The organism is Pseudomonas sp. NFACC41-3, assembly GCF_900109505.1.
Classification (GTDB): domain Bacteria; phylum Pseudomonadota; class Gammaproteobacteria; order Pseudomonadales; family Pseudomonadaceae; genus Aquipseudomonas; species Aquipseudomonas chlororaphis.
Window position 1 is genome coordinate 574,187 of record NZ_FOAE01000003.1, and the last position, 26,116, is coordinate 600,302.

The following is a 26,116-nucleotide window of genomic DNA, read 5'->3' on the forward strand; positions in this document are numbered from 1 at the left end:
CATGATAACGCAATGTTGGTTTGTGCTTGGCAGTTCTGGATCAACGAGCCTTGAGCTTCTGATCGATGGCATCCATCAGCATTGCGCCGATGTTGGTGCCAAAGGCGTTGTCGATCTCGCGGATGCAGGTCGGGCTGGTGACGTTGATTTCGGTCAGGTGCTCGCCGATCACGTCGAGCCCCACGAACAGCAGGCCTTTCTCGCGCAGGGTCGGGCCGACCTGTGCGGCAATCCAGCGATCTTTCTCGGTCAGCGGCCGGGCTTCGCCACGGCCACCGGCGGCGAGGTTGCCACGGGTTTCACCCTGGGCGGGAATCCGCGCCAGGCAATAATCCACAGGTTCGCCGTCGATCATCAGGATGCGTTTGTCGCCATCGACGATGGCCGGCAGGTACTCCTGGATCATGATCTGCTGCTTGCCGTGCTGGGTCAGGGTTTCGAGGATCACCGAGAGGTTCGGGTGGCCGGCGGTGTGGCGGAAGATCGACGAGCCGCCCATGCCGTCCAGCGGCTTGAGGATCACATCGCCGTGATGGTCGGCGAATTCGCGCAACACGTCCGGACGACGGCTGACGATGGTCGGTGGCGTGCACTGCGGGAACAGGGTGGCGAACAGCTTTTCATTGCAGTCACGCAGGCTCTGCGGCTTGTTGACCACCAGCACGCCGTCGCGCTCGGCCTGCTCCAGCAGATAGGTGGAGTAGACGAACTCCATGTCGAACGGTGGGTCCTTGCGCATCAGGATCACGTCCAGCTCGCTCAGGGCGCTGTCGGTCTCGGCTTCCAGTTCGAACCACTTGTGCGGGTCGGCGAACACCTTCAGCGGGCGCATCCGCGCCCGGGCCACGCCACCGGTCGCCTGGTACAGGTCGCGCTGTTCCATATAGAACAGGGTCCAGCCGCGTTCCTGGGCGGCCAGCAGCATGGCCAGCGAGCTGTCCTTCTTATAGGAGATGCTGGCGATAGGGTCCATGACAATCCCGACGCGAACGCTCATGGGCGGTTTCCTCGAAAATTAGTGGGCGCAATGGCTTGAAAAAGTGGCGTCAGAGTGGCGCTCGGGCGGTTCCCGGTCAAGGAAAAACCACCGCGCCGGTCGGCCGATAGATTGCGTAGGGAGAGTATGCTAAAAAGGCTCGCATGCCGTGCTCAGGCCTTGAACATCAAGGGCTTGAGGCATTGGCCACCAGTACGGGCAGAAAATCGATTCGCTGTGGCGATGGTAGAGCAGATATGGAACAGCAATCCAGCGCCCTCAAGGTGATGGTGATCGATGATTCGAAGACGATTCGCCGCACGGCCGAAACGCTGCTGAAGAATGTGGGCTGTGAAGTCATCACCGCGGTCGACGGTTTCGAGGCCCTGGCCAAGATCGCCGACAACCACCCGGGCATCATTTTCGTCGACATCATGATGCCGCGGCTCGATGGCTATCAGACCTGCGCGTTGATCAAGAACAACAGCGCGTTCAAGTCCACGCCGGTGATTATGCTGTCCTCCAAGGACGGCCTGTTCGACAAGGCCAAGGGTCGCATCGTCGGCTCTGACCAGTTTTTGACCAAGCCTTTCAGCAAGGAAGAGCTGCTGAGCGCGATCAAGGCCCATGTGCCGGGGTTCGCCGCAGTAGAACAAGCACATTGAGGTTCGGCCAGCGGGCCGCACGCCTATTCGTATGGGGAAGACCATGGCTCGTATTCTGATCGTCGATGACTCGCCGACTGAAATGTACAAACTGACCGGCATGCTGGAAAAGCACGGCCATGAAGTCCTGAAGGCCGAAAACGGCGCCGACGGCGTGGCCCTGGCGCGCCAGGAAAAGCCCGACGCGGTCCTGATGGACATCGTCATGCCCGGCCTCAATGGTTTCCAGGCGACCCGTCAGTTGACCAAGGACGCGGAAACCAGCCATATCCCGGTGATCATCATCACCACCAAGGATCAGGAAACCGACAAGGTCTGGGGCACTCGCCAGGGCGCCAAGGATTACCTGACCAAGCCGGTCGACGAAGACACCCTGATCAAGACCCTGAACAGCGTCCTGGCCGGCTGACCGCCCGCGCCATGGCCGAGTCGCAAACCGCCTTCGAACTGCTGCTCGAGATCGACCAGCGCTGCCGCCTGCTGGCAGCCGACCTGCCTTCCCAGGAAACCCGCCAGCACGGCTGGAGCGGTATCGGCTTTCGCATCGGCGAGCATTGGTATGTGGCGCCGATGGGCGAAGTCAGCGAGGTCCTGCACGAGCCCCGTTATACCCTGCTGCCCGGGGTCAAGCCCTGGGTGAAAGGCGTGGCCAACTTGCGCGGACGGCTGCTGCCGATCATGGACCTGTGCGGGTTCTTCGGCCATGAGCTGTCGGCCCTGCGCAAGCAGCGGCGGGTGCTGGTGGTCGAGCACAAAGAGGTGTTCGCCGGCTTGATGGTGGACGAGGTGGCCGGCATGCAGCACTTCGAGCAGAGCAGCCTGGAAACCGCGGCCAACGCTAGCGAGCAGGGCGCCATCACGCCGTACCTGCGGGGGTATTTCCCGTGTGAGCCGGTCTGGTGGGTATTCAGTCCCTTCGCCCTGGCGCAGTCGCCGGGGTTCCTGGATGTGGCGCTGTAGGCGCGAGGCTTGCTCGCGATGAATATTGCGCGATGAACCTGCAGGACCGCGCCGTCCATGGCGCGGGCAACAGAACAACCGGAATTCAGGTGTGCAGATGCTAAAAGCCAACCCAGGCAAGCCAATGGAAGGATCGCGCAGCCGCTCGCAGATCATCGTGCTGTTCATTGCCCTGATCGTGTTCATCATGCTGCTGTTCGCCAACTTCGCTTACCTCAACACCCAGGCCACGTACGACAAGCAGTACATCGGCCACGCCGGCGAGTTGCGGGTGCTGTCCCAGCGCATTGCCAAGAACGCCACGGAAGCCGCGGCGGGCAAGGCCGCGGCCTTCAAGCTGCTGGGCGATGCGCGCAACGATTTCGCCCAGCGCTGGGGCTACCTGAAAAAAGGCGACCCGGCCACCGGGCTGCCCGCCGCGCCGGTGGCGGTGCGTCAGGAAATGCGCGCGGTGCAGCAGGACTGGGACAAGCTGCTGCACAACGCCGACGCGATCCTGGCCAGCGAACAGACCGTATTGTCCCTGCATCAGGTGGCCGCGACCCTGGCGGAAACCGTGCCGCAGTTGCAGGTCGAGTATGAAAAGGTCGTGGAAATCCTCCTGCAACGCGGCGCTCCGGCCGCCCAGGTGGCCATGGCGCAACGCCAGTCGCTGCTCGCCGAGCGCATTCTCGGCGCGGTGAATACCGTGCTGGCCGGCGACGAAAACGCGGTTCAGGCCGCCGACGCCTTCGGCCGTGACGCGGCGCGCTTTGGCCAGGTGCTGAGTGGCATGCTCCAGGGCAACCCGACCCTGAAGATCAGCCAGGTCGAGGACCGCGATGCGCGGGCGCGCCTGACCGAGATCAGCGAGCTGTTCCAGTTCGTCTCCGGCTCGGTGGATGAAATCCTCGAAACCTCCCCCGAGCTGTTCCAGGTCCGCGAATCGGCGAGCAATATCTTCAGCCTGTCGCAGACCCTGCTCGACGAGGCCTCGCACCTGGCCATCGGTTTCGAGAATCTGGCCGGCGGCCGTTCGCTGGACACCATCGGCGGTTATGTCCTGGGTCTGGCGGCGCTGGCCTCGATCATCCTCATTGGCCTGGTGATGGTCCGCGAAACCAACCGCCAGCTGCACGAGACCGCGGAGAAGAACGAGCGCAACCAGAATGCGATCATGCGTTTGCTGGACGAGATCGAAGACCTGGCCGACGGCGACCTCACCGTGACCGCCTCGGTGACCGAGGACTTCACCGGCACCATCGCCGACTCGATCAACTATTCCGTGGACCAATTGCGCGACCTGGTGGCGACCATCAACCTCACCGCCGGCCAGGTCGCCGGCGCGGTGCAGGAAACCCAGGCCACCGCGATGCAACTGGCCGAAGCCTCGGAGCATCAGGCCCAGCAGATTTCCGAAGCCTCCACCGCGATCAACGAAATGGCCCAGTCGATCGATCAGGTGTCGGCCAACGCCGCCGAGTCCTCGGCGGTGGCCGAGCGTTCGGTGGAGATCGCCAACAAGGGCAACGAGGTGGTGCACAACACCATCCACGGCATGGACAACATTCGCGAGCAGATCCAGGACACCGCCAAGCGCATCAAGCGCCTGGGTGAGTCGTCCCAGGAAATTGGCGACATTGTCAGCCTGATCGATGACATTGCCGACCAGACCAATATCCTCGCCCTCAACGCGGCGATCCAGGCTTCCATGGCCGGGGATGCCGGGCGCGGCTTCGCGGTGGTGGCCGATGAGGTGCAGCGCCTGGCGGAACGTTCTTCGGCGGCGACCCGGCAGATCGAGACCCTGGTGCGGGCGATCCAGACCGACACCAACGAGGCGGTGATCTCCATGGAGCAGACCACCTCGGAAGTGGTGCGCGGCGCCCGGCTGGCGCAGGATGCCGGGGTGGCCCTGGAAGAAATCGAAGGCGTCTCCAAGACCCTGGCGGCGCTGATCCAGAGCATCTCCAACGCCGCCCAGCAGCAGACGTCGTCGGCCGGACAGATATCCTTGACCATGAACGTGATCCAGCAGATTACTTCACAGACTTCGTCCGGCTCGACCGCGACGGCCGAGAGCATCGGCAACCTGGCGAAAATGGCCAGCCAGCTGCGGCGCTCGGTGTCCGGTTTCACCTTGCCGGCCGGTCGCGAGCAGACGCCGCGGGACAACCGCTGAGGCCGGAGCACGACTTTGATGGGAATGGTAATGGGTGATCGGCACGACTATGTGGCCCTGGAATGGGTCAAGGGCGAAATTGCCGAAACGCTGAAGCAGGCCCACCAGGCGCTCGATCATCTGGTCGACGAGCCGCAGGCGGTGGAGGCTCTCGAACAGTGCCTGGAGTGCATCCATCAGGTCCACGGCAGCCTGCAGATGGTCGAGTTCTATGGTGCGGCGCTGCTCGCCGAAGAAATGGAAGCCCTGACCCTGGCCCTGCGCGAGTACCGCGTGGCCCAGCGGGACGAGGCGATCTACCTGCTGCGCCAAGCCATCAGCCAATTGCCGCAGTACCTCGACCGGGTGCAAAGCGCGCGCCGCGACCTGCCGCTGGTGGTGTTGCCGCTGCTCAACGACCTGCGCAGCGCCCGGGGCGAAGGCCTGCTGAGCGAAACCAGCCTGTTCAGCCCGCAGCTGCCGGACCTGCCGGCGCTGGACCAGGCGACACTGAACCGCCTGGCGCCCCCCGACCTGACCATCCTGCTGCGCAAGTTGCGGCACATGCTGCAAACCGCGCTGGTCGACCTGCTGCGCGAACAGGATGTGAAAAACAGCCTGGGCTACATGGCCAAGGTTTTCGAACGCCTCCAGGTGTTGTGCCAGAACGCCCCGCTGGGGCCCTTGTGGCAGATCGCCCTGGCCCTGGTGGAAGGCATGGGCAGCGGGGCGATCGCCAACAGCCCGGCGGTGCGCAGCCTGCTCAAGGATGCCGACCGCGAACTCAAGCGCCTCTATGAACAAGGCATCGCCGGGGTCAACCAGGCGGCCCCCGACGAACTGTTGAAAAGCCTGCTGTTTTACATCGCCAAGGCCCGCTATCCCACCGCGCAGATGCAGACCATGAAAGACACCTACGGACTCGATGACGCTTTGCCCGACAATGCGCTGGTCGACCAGGAGCGGGCGCGCATGGCCGGCCCGGACCGAGACGCCATGCGCTCGGTGCTGTCGGCCTTGTGCGAGGAATTGGTGCGGGTCAAGGAACGCCTGGACCTGTTCGTGCGCAGCGACCGCCAGCACGCGTCGGACCTGGACAGCCTGCTGGCGCCCCTGCGACAGATCGCCGACACCCTGGCGGTGCTGGGTTTCGGCCAGCCGCGCAAGGTCATCATCGACCAACTGGCGGTGGTGCTGAGCCTGGCCCAGGGCCAGCGCGAACCGAATGACGCGGTGCTGATGGATGTGGCCGGGGCCCTGCTGTATGTCGAGGCGACCCTGGCCGGCATGGTCGGCCCGGCCGAACCCGAGAGCCGCGAAGAAAGCCGCCTGCCGACCACCGACCTGACCCAGATCCACCAACTGGTGATCAAGGAGGCGCGGATCTGCCTGCAACAGGCCAAGGACCTGATCGTCGACTACATCGATGCCGGTTGGGACCGCGAACACTTGCAGGCGCTGCCGGAGCTGCTGACCCAGGTGCGCGGCGCCCTGGCGATGATTCCCCTGGGCCGTGCGGCGGGCCTGCTGCAAGCCTGCATCGGCTTTGTGCGCGAACACCTGCTGCTGGACCCGCGCCAGCCCGGCTGGCAGCAGCTGGACAATCTGGCCGACGTGATCACCAGCATCGAGTATTACCTGGAGCGCCTGAACGACGATCCCCAGGCGCCGGGGGAAAAGATTCTCGACGTGGCCGAGCAGGGCCTGGCCGCGCTGGGCTATGCGCCACAAAAGCGGGCGCCGGACGAGTGGCTGCCGAACGAACAGGTGCCGCTGCTCAGTGATGTGCTCAGCCCCAACGAAGCCCTGGTGATGCAGGACCTGCAGGAACTGGACAACCCGGAAGTGGCGCAGTCCCTGGCCGATGTACTGGCCAGCCCGGTCTCGGCGCTCAACCCACCAGCGCTGGACACGCCGGGCAGCCTGTTGCCGCCGCCGGGCGATGAAGCGCCGGTGGACGACGAGCTGCGTGAAGTCTTCCTCGAAGAGACCGACGAAGTGCTCGACGTGCTGCGCGAGTACCTGCCGCGCTGGACCGCCGATCCTCACGGCAAGGCGGCGCTGGGCGAACTGCGCCGGGCCTTCCACACCCTCAAGGGCAGCGGGCGGATGGTGCGTGCGCTGGTGCTGGGCGAGCTGGCCTGGGCCGTGGAGAACCTGCTCAACCGCGTCCTGGAACACAGCGTGGAGCCGGGGCCGCAGGTGCGGCAACTGCTTGAAGAGGTATTGCAGCTGCTGCCGGAGCTGGTCGCCGAGTTCGCCGCCCAGGCCCAGCGCCAGCGCGACGATGTCGACCGCCTGGCTGCCCGGGCGCATGCCCTGGCCAAGGGCGACACGGCGTCGCCAGACGGCTTGGCAGACGAGCTCGACCCGCAGTTGCTGGAGATCTTCCGCAACGAGGCCGAAACCCATCTGGAGAGCATCAAGCGCTTTCTCGATCAGGCTGCCGAGCACCTGCCGCTGCAGGCCAGCGACGAATTGCAGCGCGCCTTGCACACCCTCAAGGGCAGCGCCTACATGGCCGGTGTACTGCCGATCGCCGAGCTGGCGGCGCCGCTGGACCTGCTGGCCCGGGAATACCGCGCGCACCTGATGGCCCTGGACCTGGACGAGGTCGAACTGCTGCTGGAGGCCGAAGGTCTGTTTCGCCGCAGCCTGCAACAGCTGGGCAGCGATCCGCTGGCGCCCATCGAAGGCGCCGCCGACCTGATCGAACGGGTCAAGGCGTTGACCGCCGAGCGCCTGGAAACCCTGCTCAACGCGCCCAATACCGGGCTGCGGGTCAAGCGCGATGCGCAGTTGATCAGCAGCTTCCTGGCCCAGGGCATGGACATCCTGCTGGATGCCGAAAACCTGCTGCGCCGCTGGCAACAGCACCCCGGCGAGCGGCAGGAACTCAGCGCCCTGCTGGACGAGTTGACCACCCTTGGCGAAGGCGCGCACCTGGCGGACCTGCAGCCGATGGATGAGCTGTGCGAAGCGCTGCTGGACCTGTACGGCGCCGTGGAAGAAAGCAGCCTGGCGGTGGGCGAACGGTTTTTCCATGAGGCGGAAAACGCCCACGAAGCCCTGATCAACATGCTCGACGAACTGGCCGCCGGCCAGGAAATCAGCCCGCAACCGGCCATGGTCCGGGCCTTGCGCGAACTGCTCGAGGAAAGCCTCGACCCTGCGGCCATGGGCCTGATCCGCAGCGACGGCAGCCGCACCCTGAGCATCACCGACTTGGCCAGTGCCACCGCCGAGATGGAGCAGGAGGCGCAGATCGAGGTGGAGGAGCCGGACGATGAAATCGTGGCGATCTTCCTCGAAGAGGCGATGGATATTCTCGAAAGCGCCGGCCAGGCCTTGCAGCGCTGGCTGGCCGACCCGGACAACGTTGCACCGCTGTCTTCCCTGCAACGCGACCTGCACACCCTCAAGGGCGGTGCGCGCATGGCTGAAGTCGGCCCGGTGGGTGACCTGGCCCAGGAACTGGAAAATCTCTACGAAGGCCTGGTGGATCGCCGTTACCAGCATGGCGAGGCCCTGGCCGACCTGCTGCAACGCAGCCATGCGCAACTGGCGCTGCTGTTGCAGCAATTGCAGGCACAGCAAGCGCTGAGCGACCCCAAGGCGCTGATCGAAGCGATTCGCGGTTTTCGCCAGCGCAGCGGGGTCACCAGCGAGGTGTCCGAGGCCGCGGTGACCGACGATTCGGCAGCCCACGATCCGGAGCTGCTGGAGATCTTCCTCGAAGAAGGCTTCGACATCCTCGACAGTTCGGGGGCGGCGCTGACGCGCTGGCAGGCCGAGCCGGCCAGCCGCCAGGAAGTGGAAACCCTGCTGCGTGACCTGCACACCCTCAAGGGCGGTGCGCGCATGGTGGAGATCGTGCCGATCGGCGACCTGGCCCATGAACTGGAGTTTCTCTATGAAGGCCTGTCCGCGGGCCTGCTGCAACCGACCCCGGCGCTGTTCGGCCTGTTGCAGAAAAGCCAGGACCGCCTGGCGCAGATGCTCGACGCCGCCCGCGCCGAGCAACCGATCAAGCCGGCCGACAGCCTGATCGAGGCGATTCGCGGCTTTACCCATCCGGCCCAGGCCGAAGCCCCGCTTCTGTTGCTGCCCGACCTTAGCCCGCCAAACAAACCCGAACCGCCAGCGGTACCGGCGGAAGCGGCGGTGGCCGGGGATATGGTCAAGGTCTCGGCCGAGCTGTTGGACGACCTGGTCAACCTGGCCGGGGAAACCTCGATCTTCCGTGGGCGCATCGAGCAACAGGTCAACGATGCGCGGGTGGCCCTGAGCGAAATGGAAACCACCATCGAGCGTATCCGTGACCAGTTGCGTCGCCTGGATACTGAAACCCAGGGGCGGATTCTCAGCCGCCAGCAGGTCGAGGCCGAGCGCCTGGGCTACGAGGAATTCGACCCGCTGGAGATGGACCGCCATTCGCAGTTGCAGCAACTGTCGCGGGCCTTGTTCGAGTCGGCGTCCGACCTGCTCGACCTCAAGGAAACCCTGGACCGGCGCAACCAGGACGCGGAAAACCTGTTGCAGCAGCAAGGGCGGGTCAATACCGAATTGCAGGAAGGCCTGATGCGCACGCGCATGGTGCCGTTCGAGCGCCTGGTGCCGCGCCTCAAACGCATTGTCCGCCAGGTGGCGGAGGAGTTGGGCAAGGATGTCTCGTTCAGCGTCGGCAACGCCGAGGGCGAGATGGATCGCAATGTGCTGGAGCGCATGGTCGCGCCCCTGGAGCACATGCTGCGCAACGCCGTCGACCATGGCCTGGAGTCCGCCGAGGTGCGGCGCGCCTCGGGCAAGCCGGATCAGGGGCGGATCACCCTGGACCTGTCCCACGAAGGCGGCGATATCGTTTTCGACATGCGCGACGACGGCGCTGGGGTGCCGCTGGAAGCGGTGCGGCGCAAGGCGATCAAGCGTGGCCTGCTCGCCCCCAATGCCGAGATCAGCGACCGCGACGTGCTGCAATTCATCATGCAGCCGGGGTTTTCCACGGCGGAGAAAATCACCCAGATTTCCGGGCGCGGGGTGGGCATGGACGTGGTCCATGAAGAGGTGCGCCAGCTCGGCGGCTCGATGACCATCGACTCGATCCCGGGGCAGGGCGTGCATTTCCGCATCCGCCTGCCGTTCACCCTGTCGGTCAACCGTGCGCTGATGGTGCAGTGCCTGGAGGAGCAGTACGCGATCCCGCTGAACACCATCGAGGGCATCGTGCGGGTGCTGCCCAACGAACTGGAAAGCCATTACCAGCTCGACCCGCCCCATTACGTATACGCCGGCCAGCGTTATGAGCTGTGCTACCTCGGCGAACTGCTGCACACCGTGGCCCGGCCGAAACTGCTGGGGCAGAGCCTGCCGCTGCCGGTGCTGCTGGTGCATTACAACGAACATCGGATCGCCGTGCAGGTGGACGCCATGGCCGGCACCCGGGAGATCGTGGTCAAGAGCCTGGGGCCGCAGTTCGCGGCGGTGCAGGGGCTGTCCGGCGCGACCATCCTCGGCGATGGCCGGGTGGTGCTGATCCTCGATCTGCTGGCGCATATCCGCGCCCTGCAAACGCGCTTGCCGGCGCCGCGCATGGCGGCTGGCGACGAAGTGATTGCCGAGGTCGAACCGCTGCGGCCGAGGCTGGTGCTGGTGGTCGACGATTCGGTGACGGTGCGCAAGGTCACCAGCCGCCTGCTGGAACGCCACGGCATGAACGTGCTGACCGCCAAGGACGGGGTCGACGCCATGGCGCTGTTGCAGGAGCACACCCCGGATCTGATGCTGCTGGACATCGAAATGCCGCGCATGGACGGCTTCGAGGTGGCGATGCAGGTGCGCGCCGACCCGCGCCTGCACCAGCTGCCGATCATCATGATCACCTCGCGCACCGGGCAGAAACACCGCGACCGGGCCATGGCCATCGGCGTCAACGACTACCTCGGCAAGCCTTACCAGGAGTCGGTATTGCTGGAGAGCATCGCCCAGTGGAGCAGACCCCATGCATGACTACCGCGCCAGCTTCCTCACCGGACTGCTGCTGCCCCTGGCCGACCGCACCCTGATCCTGCCCAACGTCGCGGTGGCCGAATTGATCGACTATCAACGCGGCGAACCGGCCAGCGACGCGCCACCCTGGTACCTGCGCTCTGTTGCCTGGCGCGACCGCCAGCTGCCGCTGATCAGCTTCGAGGCCGCTTGCGGCCAGCCCCTGGCCATTGGCGAGCGCGCCCGCATCGTGGTGCTCAATACCCTGGGCGGTCGCGAGCGCCTGAAGTTCATCGCTCTGGTGATTCAGGGCATCCCGCGCTCCTGCCGGCTCGACAGCCAGCTGAGCTATGTCGACGTGCCGTTGTGCCGGCTGGAGAAAGCCGCGGTGCAGGTGGGGGAGCAGGTGGCGAAGATTCCGGATTTGTTGGGGTTGGAGGCGATGCTGGTGGAAGCGGGGTTGTCCTAGGTCCTGTCGAGCGGCTTGATCGGTCCCTATTTGGGACTGATGGGTGCGCCACTGATCTGGAGGAGCGGCCGGTTGACGTTCGATTGCCTGCGATGGCCTCGCTGCTGATGTTGGACGGTGTACATATCCATTCCTGCGGTCACGGCTACTTATGGTTCCGCCCTTACGGCGGGTCACTTTTGGCAAACGCCCCAAAAGTAACCAAAAGGTCTCGCCCCTGGCGTACGGCCTTCGCTGCGCTCAGGTTCCCTCGCTCCGGCGTCCATCAGGGGGCATCGACTCCGGTCGGCTTCGCTTCGACCTCCATACGATGTCCTCGACTGCGTCGAGGGGCGCTGCGCGCCATCCCCCTGATGAACGCCTCCACTCGGCCTCCCGATGGGGCGGGTAGATCAAAATCAAAAGCCAAAGCTGCGCCATGCGCGACCTACCGGTCGGCGCTAACCCTGTAGCCGCTGCCGAGCTTGCGAGGCTGCGATCGACTGCGCAGCAGGCGCAGGATCTTGAAACCGCTGGAGGACCTGCGGTCCTATCGCAGCCTGCGGCAGCGGCTACAGGTTTGGGGAGGCATCAGGGGGGAGTGGGGCAGATCTGGTTTTGCTGAAGGCAATGGCAACACATTGCGGGTTGTCGCTGGTTTTTTGCATAGCCATAGTGGGTTTGCCGCCGACGCATCGGTGGCCGATCTTAGCCGGTCGAAACTGTTCACGGACGCACAAGCGCCCTCCTATAATGCTGGCGCTTTTTGCTGCCTGCATTTGCTATGGCGGCTGTGCGTGGGACACCTGCGGGTGTGCCGGACTTCCGTGAATGGTCCGGTCGGCTAACCCGCGTACAGCTGCCACCCTCTTTGTTTAGCCGCATAGGGTGGTAACTCTTCAGCATTCACGGAGAAATACCCATGACGGACTTCATCCCGCTACACAGCAATCTCACCACCACCCCCGTGCTCTACCTCAACCCCAACGCCCCGGCATCCGACCTGCACGGTTGTGCCGTCCAGCGCGTCAAGGCCACTCGTGACCTGATGCACAGCCTCAACTGCCTGAGTCTCAAAGGCGTAAACGACCAGGACCTGCACCACATCGTCAATGCGGCCCATCTGCTGTTGCAGGATGGCTGCGATGCGTTGGATGCGCTGCAGTGGCGGATCGAGGCTTAAGCGCAAGGTTGTTTATGGGGCGTAGGCGCGATGGCCTGCGCCCTTGATCATTACCCTCACCGTAACGATCCACCACTGTGCTTGATTGATGCCTTGCCTCCTGCGCTCCTAAGGTAGCGGCCACGACAGCGAACCCGTGGAGTGAGCATGACAACAACAATATCCCCCGACTCGCGCTGGACGCGGCGGCGCGCTGAAAAGCAGCGGCGTCTCGAGCAGGTGCGGGGTCTCGCCGATGGTGCGGTGTTGCCCACCGACAAGATAGTCGCGGCGCTGGAGGCGTTGATTCTGCCCGGCGACCGCGTGGTGCTGGAGGGCAACAACCAGAAGCAGGCGGACTTCCTGTCGCGCGCCCTGGCCAAGGCCGACCCGAGCCGCCTGCACGACCTGCACATGATCATGCCCAGCGTCGGCCGCTCGGAGCACCTGGACCTGTTCGAACGCGGCATCGCCCGCAAGCTCGACTTCTCCTTCGCCGGCACCCAGAGCCTGCGCATCAGCCAACTGCTGGAAGACGGCCTGCTGGAAATCGGCGCGATCCATACCTACATCGAACTCTATGCGCGGCTGGTGGTGGACCTGATCCCCAACGTGGTGCTCTCGGCCGGGTTCATGGCCGACCGCGCGGGCAATATCTATACCGGGCCGAGCACCGAGGACACCCCGGCGCTGATCGAGCCGGCGGCGTTCAGCGATGGCATTGTCATCGTCCAGGTCAACCAGCTGGTGGACGACGTCAGCGAGTTGCCGCGGGTGGATATCCCGGCCTCTTGGGTCGACTTCGTGGTGGTGGCCGACAAGCCGTTCTACATCGAACCACTGTTCACCCGCGACCCACGCCACATCAAGCCAGTGCATGTGCTGATGGCGATGATGGCGATCCGCGGCATCTATGAAAAACACAAGGTCCAGTCGCTGAACCACGGCATCGGCTTCAACACCGCGGCCATCGAGCTGATCCTGCCGACCTACGGCGAGTCCCTGGGCCTGAAAGGCAAGATCTGCCGCAACTGGACCCTCAACCCGCACCCGACCCTGATCCCGGCCATCGAAAGCGGCTGGGTGCAAAGCGTGCATTGCTTCGGCACCGAGCTGGGCATGGAAAACTACATCGCCGCGCGGCCGGATGTGTTCTTCACCGGGCGCGACGGTTCGTTGCGCTCCAACCGGATGTTCTGCCAACTGGCCGGGCAGTACGCGGTGGATCTGTTTATCGGCGCGACCCTGCAGGTCGATGGCGACGGCCATTCCTCCACTGTGACCCGCGGCCGCCTGGCCGGCTTCGGCGGTGCGCCGAACATGGGCCACGACCCCCGTGGCCGGCGCCACGGCACCCCGGCCTGGCTGGATATGCGCCACGACGACGCGCAACAACCGATGCTGGAGCGAGGCAAGAAGCTGGTGGTGCAAATGGTCGAGACCTTCCAGGAAGGCGGCAAACCGACCTTCGTCGAAACCCTCGACGCCGTGGAAGTGGCGCGCAAGAGCGGCATGCCCCTGGCGCCGATCATGATCTATGGCGACGACGTCACCCACCTGCTGACCGAAGAGGGCATCGCCTACCTGTACAAGGCGCGTTCCCTGGAAGAGCGCCAGGCGATGATCGCGGCGGTGGCCGGGGTAACCGCCATCGGCCTGCGCCACAACCCGAAAGACACCGCGCGCATGCGCCGCGAAGGCCTGATCGCCTTGCCCGAAGACCTCGGTATCCGCCGCACCGACGCCAGCCGCGAGCTGCTGGCGGCGAAAAGCGTCGCCGATCTGGTGGAGTGGTCGGGTGGCCTGTACAACCCGCCCGCCAAGTTCAGGAGCTGGTAAATGCACGCCTTCAACCTGCAAAGCAAACCCCTGAGCCTGGCCGAGCGCCTGGCGGACCTGGCGGTGGACGCGCTGATCGACGAGGCCGACCTGTCGCCGAAGCCGGCCCTGGTCGACCGTCGCGGCAACGGCGCCCATAGCGATCTGCACCTGGGGCTGATGCATGCCTCGGCGCTGTCGCTGTGGCCAGCCTTCAAGGAAATGGCCGATGCCGCCAGCACGTTCGGCACGGTCGGCCTGCCCCTGCGCGAAGCCCTGGGCCGCATTGGCCGTGAAGGCGAAGCGGCGATGCTCGCTACGACTCACGGGGTGAACACTCATCGTGGTGCGATCTGGGCCCTGGGCCTGCTGGTGGCCGCCGCCGCGCTGCAACCTCAAGCCAACAGCGCCGGCGCCCTGTGTCTGCGGGCCGCGCGTCTGGCGCTGCTGGACGACCGTTACGCGCCACGGCCCCTCAGCCACGGCGCGCAAGTGGCGCTGCGCTATGGCGTGCGTGGCGCTCGGGAAGAAGCCCAGTTGGGCTTTCCGGCGGTGCTGCAACGGGGCCTGCCGCAACTCGAACGCAGTCGTGCCCAGGGGCATGGCGAACAGAATGCCCGGCTCGATGCGCTGCTGGCGATCATGACCGGCCTGGCCGATACCTGCGTGCTCTATCGCGCCGGCGAGGCGGGCCTGCGGGCCATGCAACAGGGCGCCCAGGCGGTGCTCGACGCCGGCGGCAGCGCCAGCCTGGCCGGGCGTCGCCGCCTGCATGAGCTGGACCAGTGCCTGCTGGCCTTGAATGCCTCGCCCGGTGGCGCCGCGGACTTGCTCGCGGCCTGCCTGCTGATCGACCGGATCGCCTCCGGCGCCGCCTTTATCCAGGGAGCAGTGTGATGGAAACCTTGTCTTTCGAATTTCCCGCCGGGCAACCCGCCCGGGGCCGGGCGCTGGTGGGCTGTGTCGGCTCGGGCGACCTGGAAGTGCTGCTCGAACCCGGGCAGCCCGGCAAGCTGAGCATTCAGGTGCAGACCTCGGTCAACGGCAGCGCGTCGCGCTGGCAGCATCTGTTCGAGCGCATGTTCGACGGCCAGACGCCGCCGGCCCTGAGCATCGACATCCATGATTTCGGCGCCACCCCGGGCGTGGTACGTCTGCGCCTGGAGCAGGGCTTCGAGGAGATCGGCCATGACTGACAGCGCCCGTTTGCTCAACAAACACAGCTTCGTCGAACTCGGTGCCCGGCAGCGCGCCAAGGCCCTGCTCGACGCCGGCAGCTTTCGTGAGTTGCTTGATCCGTTCCAGCGCGTGATGTCGCCGTGGCTGGCGCGCCAGGGCGTGGTGCCCCAGGCCGATGACGGGGTGGTGATCGCCAAGGGCCGCATCGACGGCCTGCCGGTGGTGATCGCCGCCATTGAAGGCGCGTTCCAGGGCGGCAGCCTCGGCGAGGTCGGCGGGGCGAAGATCGCCGGCGCCCTGGAGCTGGCGGCCGAAGACAACCGCAAGGGCATTGCTACCCGCGCCGTACTGCTGCTGGAAACCGGCGGCGTGCGCCTACAGGAAGCCAACCTCGGGCTGGCGGCGATTGCTGACATTCACGCGGCCATCGTCGACCTGCGCCAGTACCAGCCGGTGATAGGCGTGGTGGCCGGCAGCGTCGGCTGTTTTGGCGGCATGTCGATTGCCGCCGGGCTGTGCAGCTACCTGCTGGTGACCCAGGAGGCGCGCCTGGGCCTCAACGGCCCGCAGGTGATCGAGCAGGAAGCCGGCCTCGAGGAATACGACTCCCGCGACCGGCCCTTTATCTGGAGCCTGACCGGCGGCGAGCAGCGTTTCGCCAGCGGCCTGGCGGACCGCTATGTGGCCGACGACGTGGCGCAGATCCGCCAACAGCTCGGCGAACTGCTGGCCCAGGGCCTGCCCAGCGCACAACGCAGCCGGCAGGCCGAGCTGTACCTGCAACGCCTGGCCCGGCTGGACAGCCACCCACAGATCGACCCGGCAACGGTTCGCCAGCTGTATCGAGGAGACCGCTCATGAGTGCTTATTCCCTGCGGGGCCTGCATTGGTTCACGGCCCTGAGCGCGGGTGCCGCCCCGGTAGCGGGTTTGCCGGCCTCGTTGAAGGTGGCGGACGCCACCCTGGAGCAGCAACCGGTGCGGTTTATCGCCGTGGTCGCCGACCCGGCCAACCCTTTTGTGCGCGCCCGTAACGGTGAGGTCGGCCTGCTGGAAGGCTGGGGCCTGGCCAAGGCGGTGGACGAAGCGATCGAGGCCGACCGCGAGCAGAGCGTCAAGCGCGCGCTGATCGCCATCGTCGACGTGCCGAGCCAGGCCTATGGGCGTCGCGAAGAGGCCCTGGGCATCCATCAGGCCCTGGCCGCGGCCGCCGACAGCTATGCCCGGGCCCGGCTAGCCGGGCATCCGGTGATCGGCCTGCTGGTGGGCAAGGCCATGTCCGGGGCCTTCCTGGCCCACGGTTACCAGGCCAACCGCCTGATCGCCCTGCGCGACCCGGGGGTGATGGTGCACGCCATGGGCAAGGTCTCGGCGGCGCGGGTCACCCTGCGCAGCGTCGAGGAATTGGAGACCCTGGCCGCCAGCGTGCCGCCCATGGCCTATGACATCGACAGCTATGCCAGCCTCGGCCTGCTCTGGGAGACATTGTCGGTCAGCCAGATCGAACAGCCGACCGCCGACGACCTGACCCTGGTACGGCAATGCCTGGGCCAGGCGATTGCCGATGCACGAGCCCATGGCCGCGATCTGTCGGGACGCCTGGGCGCCAGCAACCGTGGCGCTTCCAGCCAGGTCCGCCAGCTGTTGCGCGAGCAATGGTGAGCGCCATGACCAGCGCCTTGCTGCCCCATGACCTGCTGTGGGGCCTGTCCCCTTGGCAACTGCCCGCCGATGCCCCGGCCTGGGCGGTGGCGGCCATGGCCGCCGGGCAACCGGTGGTGGTGCGCCGTGCGTTGACCGCGCCCGGGCAGGTGGCGGTGGGCGTGCGTGGGCGGCTGCGGGAACAGCGCTACGGAACGCTGATGGCGGTGGCGACCATCGAGCGCCGGGTGCGGCCGGAAGCGCTGTGCCATGTCGAGTCGGATCGGGCCTGGCCAGCGCTCCAGGCACTGGCTCGGTTGCGTGAACCCCTGGATGCCCTCGGCCTGGCCTGGGGTGTCAGCGGCAGCGCCGGTTTTGAACTGGCCAGTGGTGTGCCGGCGCTGCATCGGCACAGCGACCTGGACCTGATCCTGCGCACTGCGCAGCCCATGGACCGGGCCGAGGCCCGGGCGTTGCTGGCTCTGCTCGACGCCGCCGTCTGCTCGGTGGACCTGCAATTGCAGACGCCCAACGGCGCCGTGGCCCTGCGCGAGTGGGCCGGGACATCGGCGCGGGTGCTGCTGAAAAGCGCCAGCGGCGCGCGTCTGGTCGGCGATCCGTGGCAGGCCCTGGAGCAGGTGGCGTGAGCAGCCTGCTGGTGTTTCCGGGCCAGGGCGCGCAGCAGCCGGGGATGTTGCATCGCCTGCCGCCCAGCGCCCTGGCCGAGGCCTGCCTGCAACAGGCGAGCGAGGTCCTGGGCGAGGATGCCCTGGCCCTGGATTCGCCCCAGGCCCTGGCGAGCACCCGGGCGGTGCAGCTGTGCCTGCTGATCGCCGGCGTGGCCCATGCCCGGGTGTTGCTGGAAAACGGGCCGGGCGCGGATTACGTGGCGGGCCTGTCGATTGGCGCCTACCCCGCCGCGGTGGTGGCTGGGGTGCTGGATTTTGGCGATGCGCTGCGTCTGGTCAGCCTGCGCGGCGAGCTGATGCAGCAGGCCTATCCACAGGGTTATGGCATGACCGCGATCATCGGCCTGGAACTGGCGACGGTGGAGGCCTTGCTGGCCCGGGTGCACCGCCCGGACAACCCGGTGTACCTGGCCAATATCAATGCCGATAGCCAGGTGGTGATCGCCGGCAGCGATGCCGCCATGGGCCAGGTCGCCGAGCTGGCCCGGGGCTGTGGGGTCGGGGTGGCCAAGCGTCTGGCGGTCAGCGTGCCGTCCCACTGCCCGCTGCTGGAGCAGCCGGCCCAGGCCCTGGCCGAGGCGTTCGCCAGGGTGGCGTTGCAGCCGCCGCGACTGGGTTACCTGAGCGGCAGCCGCGCGCGGCCGCTGCGTACGCCGGAGCAGTTGCGCGACGACCTGGCGTTCAACATGTGCCGGGTGGTGGATTGGCGCGGCACCGTGCAAAGCGCCTACGAGCGCGGCGTGCGGCTGCAGATCGAACTGCCGCCCGGCGCGGTGCTGACCGCTCTGGCGCGTCGGGTGTTCGAGCAGGGCACCGTGATGGCCTGCGATGGGGCCCGGCTCGACACCTTGCAAGCGCTGTTGCGTGAGGAGGGAAACCGCCAACCCTAGATACCGACTCAAGCTGGCGAAGCACAAGAACAACAACTTCGACGATGCACTTTGAGGACTACAACAATGATTATTTACGGTGTGGCGCTGCTGGCGATCTGTACGCTGGCAGGGGTGATTATCGGTGACATGCTCGGCGTCCTGCTGGGAGTGAAATCCAACGTCGGCGGGGTTGGCATCGCCATGATCCTGCTGATCTGCGCGCGGCTGTGGATGCACAGGCACGGCGGCATGACCAAGGACTGCGAGATGGGCGTCGGCTTCTGGGGCGCCATGTACATCCCGGTGGTGGTGGCCATGGCCGCGCAACAGAACGTGGTCACCGCCCTGCACGGCGGCCCGGTGGCGGTGCTGGCGGCCATTGGTTCGGTGCTGCTCTGTGGTTGCACCATCGCCCTGATCAGCCGCACCAACAAAGGCGAACCGTTGCCGGACGAACCGGACGCTGTCGCCCCTGGTGCCGCTCCGGCAGGGGGACGCTGATATGTGGGATCTGATCGAGAAAGGCCTGGAACACAACGGCCTGGTCACCGCCTTCGCCTTTGTCGGCGTGATCATGTGGGTCTCGGTGCTGCTGTCCAAGCGCCTGACGTTTGGCCGGGTGCACGGCTCGGCCATCGCCATCGTCATCGGCCTGGTGCTGGCCTGGGTTGGCGGCACGATCACCGGTGGGCAAAAGGGCCTGGCGGACCTGGCGCTGTTTTCCGGCATCGGCCTGATGGGCGGCGCCATGCTGCGCGACTTCGCGATTGTCGCCACGGCCTTCGAGGTCCAGGCCACCGAGGCACGCAAGGCCGGGATGATCGGCGCCATCGCGCTGTTTCTCGGCACGGTGCTGCCGTTCATTGTCGGGGCGAGCATCGCCTGGGCCTTCGGTTATCGCGATGCGGTGAGCATGACCACCATCGGCGCCGGCGCGGTGACCTACATTGTCGGTCCGGTGACCGGGGCGGCGATCGGCGCCAGCTCCGATGTGGTGGCGCTGTCCATCGCCACGGGGCTGATCAAGGCGATCCTGGTGATGGTCGGCACGCCCATGGCGGCGCGCTGGATGGGCCTGGACAACCCGCGTTCGGCGATGGTCTTCGGTGGCCTGGCCGGCACCGTCAGCGGGGTGACCGCGGGCCTGGCGGCGACCGACCGGCGCCTGGTGCCCTATGGCGCACTGACCGCGACCTTCCATACCGGGCTGGGTTGCCTGCTGGGGCCTTCGTTGCTGTATTTCATCGTGCGCGGGTTGGTGGGGTAGGGGGCGGCTGGCCTTATCGCGAGCAAGCTCGCTCCTACAGAGGTATACGGTCTCCTGTAGGAGCGAGCCGCGATAGCGCTCGTGTAAACACCGCGCTTTATGTGTCTTGCCGGTTGGCATACATCCGGCATTCGGCCAGCAGCGCCAGCAGGTTCGGGTCGCGCTCCTTGGCCTTGAGGAACACCACGCCGATATGCTGTTGCAGCCGGTAGCGCGCCTGCAGCGGAATCAGCTTCACGCGGTTTTCGTACACCGCGGCAATCCTTCCCGGCAGCAGGGCATAGCCCACCCCCGAACTGACCATGCTCAGCAGGGTGAAGATGTCGTTGACCTGCATCGCCACCTTCGGCTCGAACCCCGCCTGCTTGAACACCCGCACCCCGTCCTGATGGGTGGCGAAGCCCTGGGTCAGGGTGATGAAGGTCGCATCGCGCACATCGCTGAGGTCGACTTCCGCCTGCTGGGCGAACGGCGAGTCGGCCGGCGTGGCCAGGAAGATATCGTCGGAAAACAGCGGGATCTGCTCGCAGTCCGGGTCGCTGACGCTGTCGTCCAGGGACACCAGGATCGCGTCGACTTCCATGTTCTTCAGCTTGTACAGCAGGTCGATGTTGGAGCCCAGGATCAGGTCGATATTCAGCTCGCTACGGCGCAGCTTCAGGCCCATGATCAGCTGCGGAACGGTCTTCACCGTCAATGAATACAACGAGCCGAGCTTGAAGCGTTCCGCCGAGAACCCGGCGGCTTCGCGGGTCAGGCGCACGCTTTCGACCACGTCCTGGATCAGCTTCTGCGCCCGTTCTTCGAGGACGAAGGCGCTTTCCAGCGGTGTCAGGTTACGTCCTTCATGCTTGAACAGCGGGCAGCGCAGGGCGCTTTCCAGGGAGTGAATGGCCCGGTGCACGCTGACATTGCTGGTCTGCAACTCGGCGGCGGCGCGCGCCAGGTTGCCGGTGCGCATGAACGCCAGAAACACTTCGAGCTTTTTCAGGGTCAATTCTTCATCGATCAGCATGATGGGTGCTCTTATTCGAATGCTCCGATTGTGCCTGCCGGGTCATGACTTGGCTGGAGGTTTTTTCGTCCATAGCTTTATTCGCAAACATTGCGCTTTCAGGCTACAGGCCTGAGCCTTGCGCAGATTTTCGCCTTGGGAGGTGAGTGGCACATGTATCACGGGGAAAGACTCAACGCCTGGACGCATCTGGTGGGCGCGATTGCGGCACTGGTCGGAGGGATCTGGCTGCTGGTGTTGGCCAGCCTCGACGGCAGCCCTTGGAAAATCGTCAGCGTGGCGATCTACGGCTTCACCTTGCTGGTGCTGTACAGCGCCTCGACCGTGTACCACAGCGTGCGCGGGCGGGCGAAAAGCATCATGCAGAAGGTCGATCATTTCTCCATCTACCTGCTGATCGCCGGCAGCTATACGCCGTTCTGCCTGGTGACCCTGCGCGGGCCCTGGGGCTGGACGCTGTTCGGGATCGTCTGGGGGCTGGCGCTGATCGGCATCCTGCAGGAGATCAAGCCGCGCTCCGAGGCGCGCATCCTGTCCATCGTGATCTACGCGGTGATGGGTTGGATCGTGCTGGTGGCGGTCAAGCCGCTGCTGGCGGCCCTGGGCCCCGCCGGCTTCGCCTGGCTGGCCTCGGGCGGGGTGCTCTACACCGTGGGCATCATCTTCTTTGCCCTCGACAGCCGTTTGCGCCATGCCCACGGGATCTGGCACCTGTTCGTGATCGCCGGCAGCCTGCTGCACTTCGTGGCGATTTTCTTCTACGTGCTCTGATCGGCGAGCGCGTTATCGTTTATCGCGAGCAAGCTCGCTCCTACAACGGGTAGCGTACATCCCTGTAGGAGCGAGCTTGCTCGCGATGACGTCCTGACAGGTGTCCTCAATCCCCGGTCATCAACCGATCCAGCTGCTCCTGCGCGCGGCCGCCGAAGATCTCCAGCAGGCTGCTCAAGGTGTGCGGCAGCGCCTCCGCCGCGCGGGTCACGGCATACAGGGTAATCGGCAGCGCCGGGGTCAGCGGGCGGATCGCGGTGCTGGCGGGCGAGGCGCCGAGGGCGGTGAAGGGGTCGATCACCGCCAGCCCGGCGCCGGATTCGACCATGGCCCGGGCCAGGGAGTAGGTCTGCACGGCAATGCTGACTCGGGGCGCCGGTTCCACGGCTTTCAGGTAACCGTCGAGTTTCGCCGCCAGCGGGTCGGCGCTGGACAGGCCGATCAAGGGCGCACCCGCCAGCTCCAGTAGCGGCAGCGGTGTGCCCCTGGCCGCCTGGGGCCAGTAATCCAGCGGCGCCAGCGCCACCAGCACCCCGCTGGCCAGGGCCTGGGCGGTCAGCCCCGGATGATCCGGACGTTGCAGGGTCAGGGCCACGTCGATCTCGCGCATCAGCAGGTTCTGCACCAACTCGCGGCTGTGGGCGCTGGACAGCTCGCAGACGATGTCCGGGTAGCGCCGGGTCCACTGGTTGATGGCCGGCGGCAACAAGGACAGGGCCAGCGCCGGCGTGGCACCGATCCGCAGGCTGTGGCCCGGCTCGCGGCGCAGGCTCTGGGCCAGGCGCCGCACCCCTTGCAGGCTTTCGCTGACCTTGTCGACCTCGCGCTCCAGCTCCAGGGCTTCCGGGGTGGTCTGCAACTTGCCCTTGACCCGCAGGAACAGCGGGAAGCCCAGCTGCTGCTCGGCGTGCTGCAAGACTTTGGTCACCGCCGGCTGGGAGACGTGCAGCAGTTGCGCCGCGCCGCTGATCGAGCCGGTCTGGCGGATGGCCTGGAAAATCTCGATATGGCGCAGTCGCATGATGAGTCCATAACCTTTGTTTATGGGTGGTCCATCTTTATTCATTGTCCCGGGCCTGTCACCTGGTCCTAACCTGAAGCCCGCTCAACAAGGCTTTAAGGACTGACATGGCACAGCGGGTTTGCATCATCGGCGGCGGGGTCATTGGCCTGGCCAGCGCCTACGCCCTGGTTCGCGAGGGGTTCGACGTCAGCCTGGTGGAGGCGCGCGACACCTTCGCCAGCCAGACCAGCTTCGCCAACGGCGGCCAGCTGTCGTACCGCTACGTGGCGCCGCTGGCCGATGCCGGCGTGCCCTGGCAGGCGTTGGGCTGGATGCTGCGTGGCGACTCGCCGCTGAAGCTGCGCCTGCGCCTGGACCCGGCGCAGTGGCGCTGGATGGCCGGGTTCCTGGCGGCCTGCCGCGGCTCGGTCAACCGCCGCAACGGTGCCCATCTGCTGCGCCTGGCGCTGCTAAGCCAGGCCACCTTGCAGAGCTGGCGCGAGGAGGACCGGCTCGAGGGTTTTCACTGGCGGCGCAACGGCAAGCTGGTGACCTTCCGCGAAACCACGAGCTTCGAGCACGCCCGCCACGGCCTGGCCGATCCCCGCCAACAGCAGGTGCTGTCCGCTGGCGAATGCGCGCAACTGGAGCCAACCCTCGGCGGCGCGCCCTTTGTCGGCGGCATCTTCACCCCGGACGAAGAAGTGGCCGACTGCCACGCCTTCTGCCAGCAACTGGTGGCGCGGTTGCAGGCGTCCGGTCGTTGCCAGCTGCTGACCGGGCGCCCGGTCACCGGCATTCGCCAGGTGGGCGGCCAGGTGCAGGCCATCGAGCTGGGCGACGAAGTGCTGGCGGTGGATCAACTGATACTTGCCGCCGGTCATCGCAGTGGCGAACTGGCGTTGCCCGGGCTGAAGCTGCCGCTGTATCCGCTCAAGGGCTACAGCCTCAGCGTGCCGATCGGCGCGGGGCACCGGGCGCCGGAAATCAGCATCACCGATTACAACCGCAAGATCGTTTACGCGCGGATCGGCCAGCAGCTGCGGGTGGCGGCCATGGTCGATATCGTCGGTTTCGACCCGGCCCTGGACCCCAGGCGCCTGGCCCTGATGCAGCGCCAGGCCCGGGAAACCTTCGCCAACGCCGGCGACTACGATGCCGCCATCGAGTGGGCCGGCATGCGCCCGGCGACCCCCAGCGGCGTACCGCTGATTGGCGCCACCGGCTACCGCAACCTGTGGCTCAACCTCGGCCATGGCGCCTTGGGTTTCACCCTGGCCTGTGGCAGCGGGCGCCTGCTGGCCGAGCTGATCGGCCAGCGCCGCACTTCCATCGACATGCAGGGGCTCGCGCCCCATGCCGCCTGATTTCTTTCACGTACAAGGAGCTGTCCCATGACCATCCAGCGTCTTCACAGCAATGACCGCCTCAGCGCTGTCGCGGGTTTTGCCGATCTGCTGTTCCTGTCTGGCCAGGTGCCGGGCGCGGCCACCGATGCCGCCGGCCAGACCCGCGAAGTGCTGGCGAAGATCGACGCCTTGCTGGCCGAGGCCGGCAGCGACAAGGATCATCTGCTCAGTGCGACCCTCTACCTGAAAGACATCCAGCGGGACTTTGCCGCGATGAACGAGGTCTGGTCGGCCTGGCTGTCCCCGGGCCAGGCGCCAAGCCGCACCACGGTGCAGGCCGCCCTGGCGCGTCCGGACATCCTGGTGGAAATCACCGTCATCGCGGTTCGCCGCTAACGCCTTCACCCACAACGGAGAATAACAATGCAAAAAATCACGTTGCTCGGCTGCACCCTGGGCCTGTTGCTCGGCTCCCCGCTGTACGCCAGCGAGGCGCCGCTGACCGGCACCCTGGGCAAGATCGCCACTGCCGGCAGTATTACCCTGGGTTATCGCGATGCCTCGGTGCCGTTTTCCTACGTGGGTGACAACAGCGGCAAACCCATGGGCTACTCGGTGGACCTGGCGAGCAAGGTCGTCGAGCGCATCCGCGACAAGCTGGCGCTGCCGCAACTGGCGGTGAAGTACAACCTGGTGACGTCGCAGACGCGCATTCCGCTGGTGCAGAACGGCACCGTGGACCTGGAATGCGGCTCCACCGGGGTGACCGCCGAACGGCAGAAGCAGGTGGCGTTTTCCTACGGCTTCATCTACGTCAAGGGCCAGTTGCTGACGGCCAGAGACAGCGGGATCAAGAGTTTTGCCGACCTGCGTGGCAAGAACGTGGTGACCACCGCCGGCACCACCAACGAGCGTTTCCTCAAGAGCTACAACGTCGAGCACAAGGTCGACATGTTCGTGATCAGCGCCAAGGACCACGGCGAAGCCTTCCAGATGTTGCAATCGGGTCGCGCCGCAGCGTTCTACATGGACGACGCGCTGCTCTACGGCGAACGGGCCAAGGCCCGCGATCCGCACAACTGGGTGGTGGTCGGCGAGGAGCAGTCGCGGGAAATCTACAGCTGCATGGTGCGCAAGGACGATCCGCAGTTCCTGGAGCTGGTGAACGCCACCCTGGCGGACCTGTACCGCTCAGGGGAAATCAACGGGATCTACCAGCGCTGGTTCGAACAACCGATTCCACCCAAGGGCCTGAACCTGGAGTTCCCGATGACCAGCGAGTTGAAGGCGATCATCGCCAAACCGGTGAGCGATCCGGTGGAGTGATCGGCCCCTCTGTAGGAGCGAGCCTGCTGGCGATTGGATCGTCCGAGCGTGGCAATTACGTTGGCTGAGCCCGTTTTTCGCGAGCAAGTTCACTCCTACAGAAGGGGTTAGAAGTCGCCCCAGAGTTGCTGGGCCACGGCCAGCGCTACCACTGGCGCGGTTTCGGTGCGCAGCACCCGCGGCCCGAGGCGCGCCGGCAGGAAGCCCGCGTCCTGGGCCTGGTCCACTTCGGCATCGGACAAACCGCCTTCCGGGCCGATCAGGAATGCCAGGGTCGCAGGTTTGGCGTGGCTTACCAGTGGCTCGGCCACCGGGTGCAGCACCAGCTTGAGGTCGGCCTGGGTCTGCTTGATCCAGTCGGCCAGCAGCACCGGCGGATGAATCACCGGCACCCGCGAGCGCCCGCATTGTTCGCAGGCGCTCACGGCCACCTGGCGCCAGTGGGCCAGGCGCTTGTCGGCGCGCTCGTCCTTGAGCCGCACCTCACAGCGCTCGCTGAAGATCGGGGTGATTTCATTCACCCCCAGTTCGGTGGCCTTCTGAATCGCCCAATCCATGCGCTCGCCCCGGGACAGGCCCTGGCCGAGGTGGATCTGCAGCGGCGACTCGACCTGCCCGGCAAAATTTTCATCGAGCCGGACCACCACGCGTTTTTTGCCGACTTCCAGCAGCGTGCCGCGAAATTCGTTGCCCGAACCGTCGAACAGCTGCAGCGCGTCGCCCTCGGCCATGCGCAGTACGCGCCCGATGTAGTGGGCCTGGGCTTCCGGCAGCTCGTGCTCGCCGAGGCTCAGGGGGGCGTCGATAAAGAAGCGGGACAGTCTCATGGTGGTTCTCTGGGGAAAATTCGG

The 26,116-nt window shown here is 65.9% G+C and carries 24 protein-coding genes; 20 read left to right on the forward strand and 4 right to left on the reverse strand.

All coding sequences use genetic code 11. The features are described 5' to 3' along the window. Nucleotides 1–40: 40 nt before the first annotated feature. Nucleotides 41–997, reverse strand: a complete 957-nt coding sequence (gshB, locus tag BMY68_RS16945) for a glutathione synthase (RefSeq protein WP_053262978.1) — start codon at nt 995–997, stop codon at nt 41–43. A 236-nt stretch (nt 998–1,233) separates the two neighbouring features. Between gshB and pilG the strand changes: the two genes are divergently transcribed. The 16 genes from pilG to madM all read left to right on the forward strand — a co-directional run bounded on the left by pilG (nt 1,234) and on the right by madM (nt 19,801). Further along, nucleotides 1,234–1,641, forward strand: coding sequence for a twitching motility response regulator PilG (gene pilG / locus BMY68_RS16950; RefSeq protein WP_007929962.1), 408 nt, complete (start codon nt 1,234–1,236; stop codon nt 1,639–1,641). Between the two features lie 43 nt (nt 1,642–1,684). Continuing rightward, on the forward strand, nt 1,685–2,050 hold the full coding sequence (gene pilH, locus BMY68_RS16955) for a twitching motility response regulator PilH (protein ID WP_007929961.1): 366 nt from the start codon (nt 1,685–1,687) through the stop codon (nt 2,048–2,050). An 11-nt stretch (nt 2,051–2,061) separates the two neighbouring features. Continuing rightward, nucleotides 2,062–2,601 carry a chemotaxis protein CheW gene (locus BMY68_RS16960; RefSeq protein WP_062824341.1) on the forward strand — a complete coding sequence of 180 codons (540 nt, stop codon included), beginning with the start codon at nt 2,062–2,064 and terminating at the stop codon, nt 2,599–2,601. Between the two features lie 124 nt (nt 2,602–2,725). Then, nucleotides 2,726–4,762 carry a methyl-accepting chemotaxis protein gene (locus tag BMY68_RS16965; protein WP_239694099.1) on the forward strand — a complete coding sequence of 679 codons (2,037 nt, stop codon included), beginning with the start codon at nt 2,726–2,728 and terminating at the stop codon, nt 4,760–4,762. 30 nt (nt 4,763–4,792) lie between these two features. Further along, a complete protein-coding gene (locus BMY68_RS16970; protein WP_085533005.1) occupies nt 4,793–10,747 on the forward strand; it encodes an Hpt domain-containing protein in 5,955 nt (1,984 codons plus the stop codon). After that, nucleotides 10,740–11,195 (forward strand): chemotaxis protein CheW, encoded by a 456-nt coding sequence (locus BMY68_RS16975; RefSeq protein ID WP_085533007.1) that lies wholly within the window; start codon nt 10,740–10,742, stop codon nt 11,193–11,195. The genes BMY68_RS16970 and BMY68_RS16975 overlap by 8 nt, the downstream gene beginning before the upstream one ends. A 901-nt stretch (nt 11,196–12,096) precedes the next feature. Beyond that, entirely contained in the window at nt 12,097–12,357 is a 261-nt protein-coding gene (locus tag BMY68_RS16980; protein WP_053262974.1) for a hypothetical protein, read from the forward strand. Nucleotides 12,358–12,504: 147 nt separating this feature from the next. After that, nucleotides 12,505–14,175: a malonate decarboxylase subunit alpha gene (gene mdcA, locus BMY68_RS16985; protein WP_085533008.1), complete on the forward strand. Its 1,671-nt coding sequence runs from the start codon at nt 12,505–12,507 to the stop codon at nt 14,173–14,175. Beyond that, on the forward strand, nt 14,176–15,051 hold the full coding sequence (locus tag BMY68_RS16990; RefSeq protein ID WP_085533010.1) for a triphosphoribosyl-dephospho-CoA synthase: 876 nt from the start codon (nt 14,176–14,178) through the stop codon (nt 15,049–15,051). After that, a complete protein-coding gene (locus BMY68_RS16995) occupies nt 15,051–15,350 on the forward strand; it encodes a malonate decarboxylase subunit delta (protein WP_007932573.1) in 300 nt (99 codons plus the stop codon). Before BMY68_RS16990 ends, BMY68_RS16995 begins: the two co-directional genes overlap by 1 nt. Beyond that, nucleotides 15,343–16,194: a biotin-independent malonate decarboxylase subunit beta gene (locus BMY68_RS17000; RefSeq protein WP_053262971.1), complete on the forward strand. Its 852-nt coding sequence runs from the start codon at nt 15,343–15,345 to the stop codon at nt 16,192–16,194. The genes BMY68_RS16995 and BMY68_RS17000 overlap by 8 nt, the downstream gene beginning before the upstream one ends. Next, nucleotides 16,191–16,994: a biotin-independent malonate decarboxylase subunit gamma gene (gene mdcE, locus BMY68_RS17005; protein WP_085533012.1), complete on the forward strand. Its 804-nt coding sequence runs from the start codon at nt 16,191–16,193 to the stop codon at nt 16,992–16,994. Before BMY68_RS17000 ends, mdcE begins: the two co-directional genes overlap by 4 nt. Nucleotides 16,995–16,999: 5 nt before the next feature. Further along, entirely contained in the window at nt 17,000–17,620 is a 621-nt protein-coding gene (locus BMY68_RS17010) for a malonate decarboxylase holo-ACP synthase (RefSeq protein ID WP_085533189.1), read from the forward strand. Beyond that, nucleotides 17,617–18,552 carry a malonate decarboxylase subunit epsilon gene (gene mdcH, locus BMY68_RS17015; RefSeq protein ID WP_085533014.1) on the forward strand — a complete coding sequence of 312 codons (936 nt, stop codon included), beginning with the start codon at nt 17,617–17,619 and terminating at the stop codon, nt 18,550–18,552. Before BMY68_RS17010 ends, mdcH begins: the two co-directional genes overlap by 4 nt. Nucleotides 18,553–18,618: 66 nt before the next feature. Continuing rightward, a complete protein-coding gene (gene madL, locus BMY68_RS17020) occupies nt 18,619–19,035 on the forward strand; it encodes a malonate transporter subunit MadL (RefSeq protein ID WP_037005044.1) in 417 nt (138 codons plus the stop codon). A gap of 1 nt (nt 19,036) precedes the next feature. Beyond that, nucleotides 19,037–19,801, forward strand: coding sequence for a malonate transporter subunit MadM (gene madM, locus BMY68_RS17025; protein ID WP_025807207.1), 765 nt, complete (start codon nt 19,037–19,039; stop codon nt 19,799–19,801). A 97-nt stretch (nt 19,802–19,898) separates the two neighbouring features. Here madM and BMY68_RS17030 read toward each other — a convergent pair whose 3' ends face one another. After that, nucleotides 19,899–20,816: a LysR family transcriptional regulator gene (locus tag BMY68_RS17030; protein WP_009046004.1), complete on the reverse strand. Its 918-nt coding sequence runs from the start codon at nt 20,814–20,816 to the stop codon at nt 19,899–19,901. Nucleotides 20,817–20,969: 153 nt separating this feature from the next. On the opposite strand from BMY68_RS17030, the gene BMY68_RS17035 reads away from it, so the two are divergent. Further along, nucleotides 20,970–21,587 carry a PAQR family membrane homeostasis protein TrhA gene (locus BMY68_RS17035; protein ID WP_009046003.1) on the forward strand — a complete coding sequence of 206 codons (618 nt, stop codon included), beginning with the start codon at nt 20,970–20,972 and terminating at the stop codon, nt 21,585–21,587. 106 nt (nt 21,588–21,693) lie between these two features. On the opposite strand, the gene BMY68_RS17040 is transcribed toward BMY68_RS17035, so the two are convergent. Further along, nucleotides 21,694–22,608 carry a LysR family transcriptional regulator gene (locus BMY68_RS17040; protein WP_085533016.1) on the reverse strand — a complete coding sequence of 305 codons (915 nt, stop codon included), beginning with the start codon at nt 22,606–22,608 and terminating at the stop codon, nt 21,694–21,696. Between the two features lie 107 nt (nt 22,609–22,715). On the opposite strand from BMY68_RS17040, the gene BMY68_RS17045 reads away from it, so the two are divergent. The 3 genes from BMY68_RS17045 to BMY68_RS17055 are packed head-to-tail and all read left to right on the forward strand — an operon-like array spanning nt 22,716 to nt 25,265. Further along, entirely contained in the window at nt 22,716–23,957 is a 1,242-nt protein-coding gene (locus tag BMY68_RS17045) for a D-amino acid dehydrogenase (protein ID WP_085533018.1), read from the forward strand. 27 nt (nt 23,958–23,984) lie between these two features. Then, a complete protein-coding gene (locus BMY68_RS17050; RefSeq protein WP_009046000.1) occupies nt 23,985–24,335 on the forward strand; it encodes a RidA family protein in 351 nt (116 codons plus the stop codon). 27 nt (nt 24,336–24,362) lie between these two features. Continuing rightward, a complete protein-coding gene (locus BMY68_RS17055; RefSeq protein ID WP_085533020.1) occupies nt 24,363–25,265 on the forward strand; it encodes a transporter substrate-binding domain-containing protein in 903 nt (300 codons plus the stop codon). Nucleotides 25,266–25,372: 107 nt separating this feature from the next. Here the strand turns inward: BMY68_RS17055 and BMY68_RS17060 are convergent, their stop codons facing one another. Then, nucleotides 25,373–26,092 carry a 16S rRNA (uracil(1498)-N(3))-methyltransferase gene (locus BMY68_RS17060; protein ID WP_085533022.1) on the reverse strand — a complete coding sequence of 240 codons (720 nt, stop codon included), beginning with the start codon at nt 26,090–26,092 and terminating at the stop codon, nt 25,373–25,375. Nucleotides 26,093–26,116 lie beyond the last annotated feature (24 nt).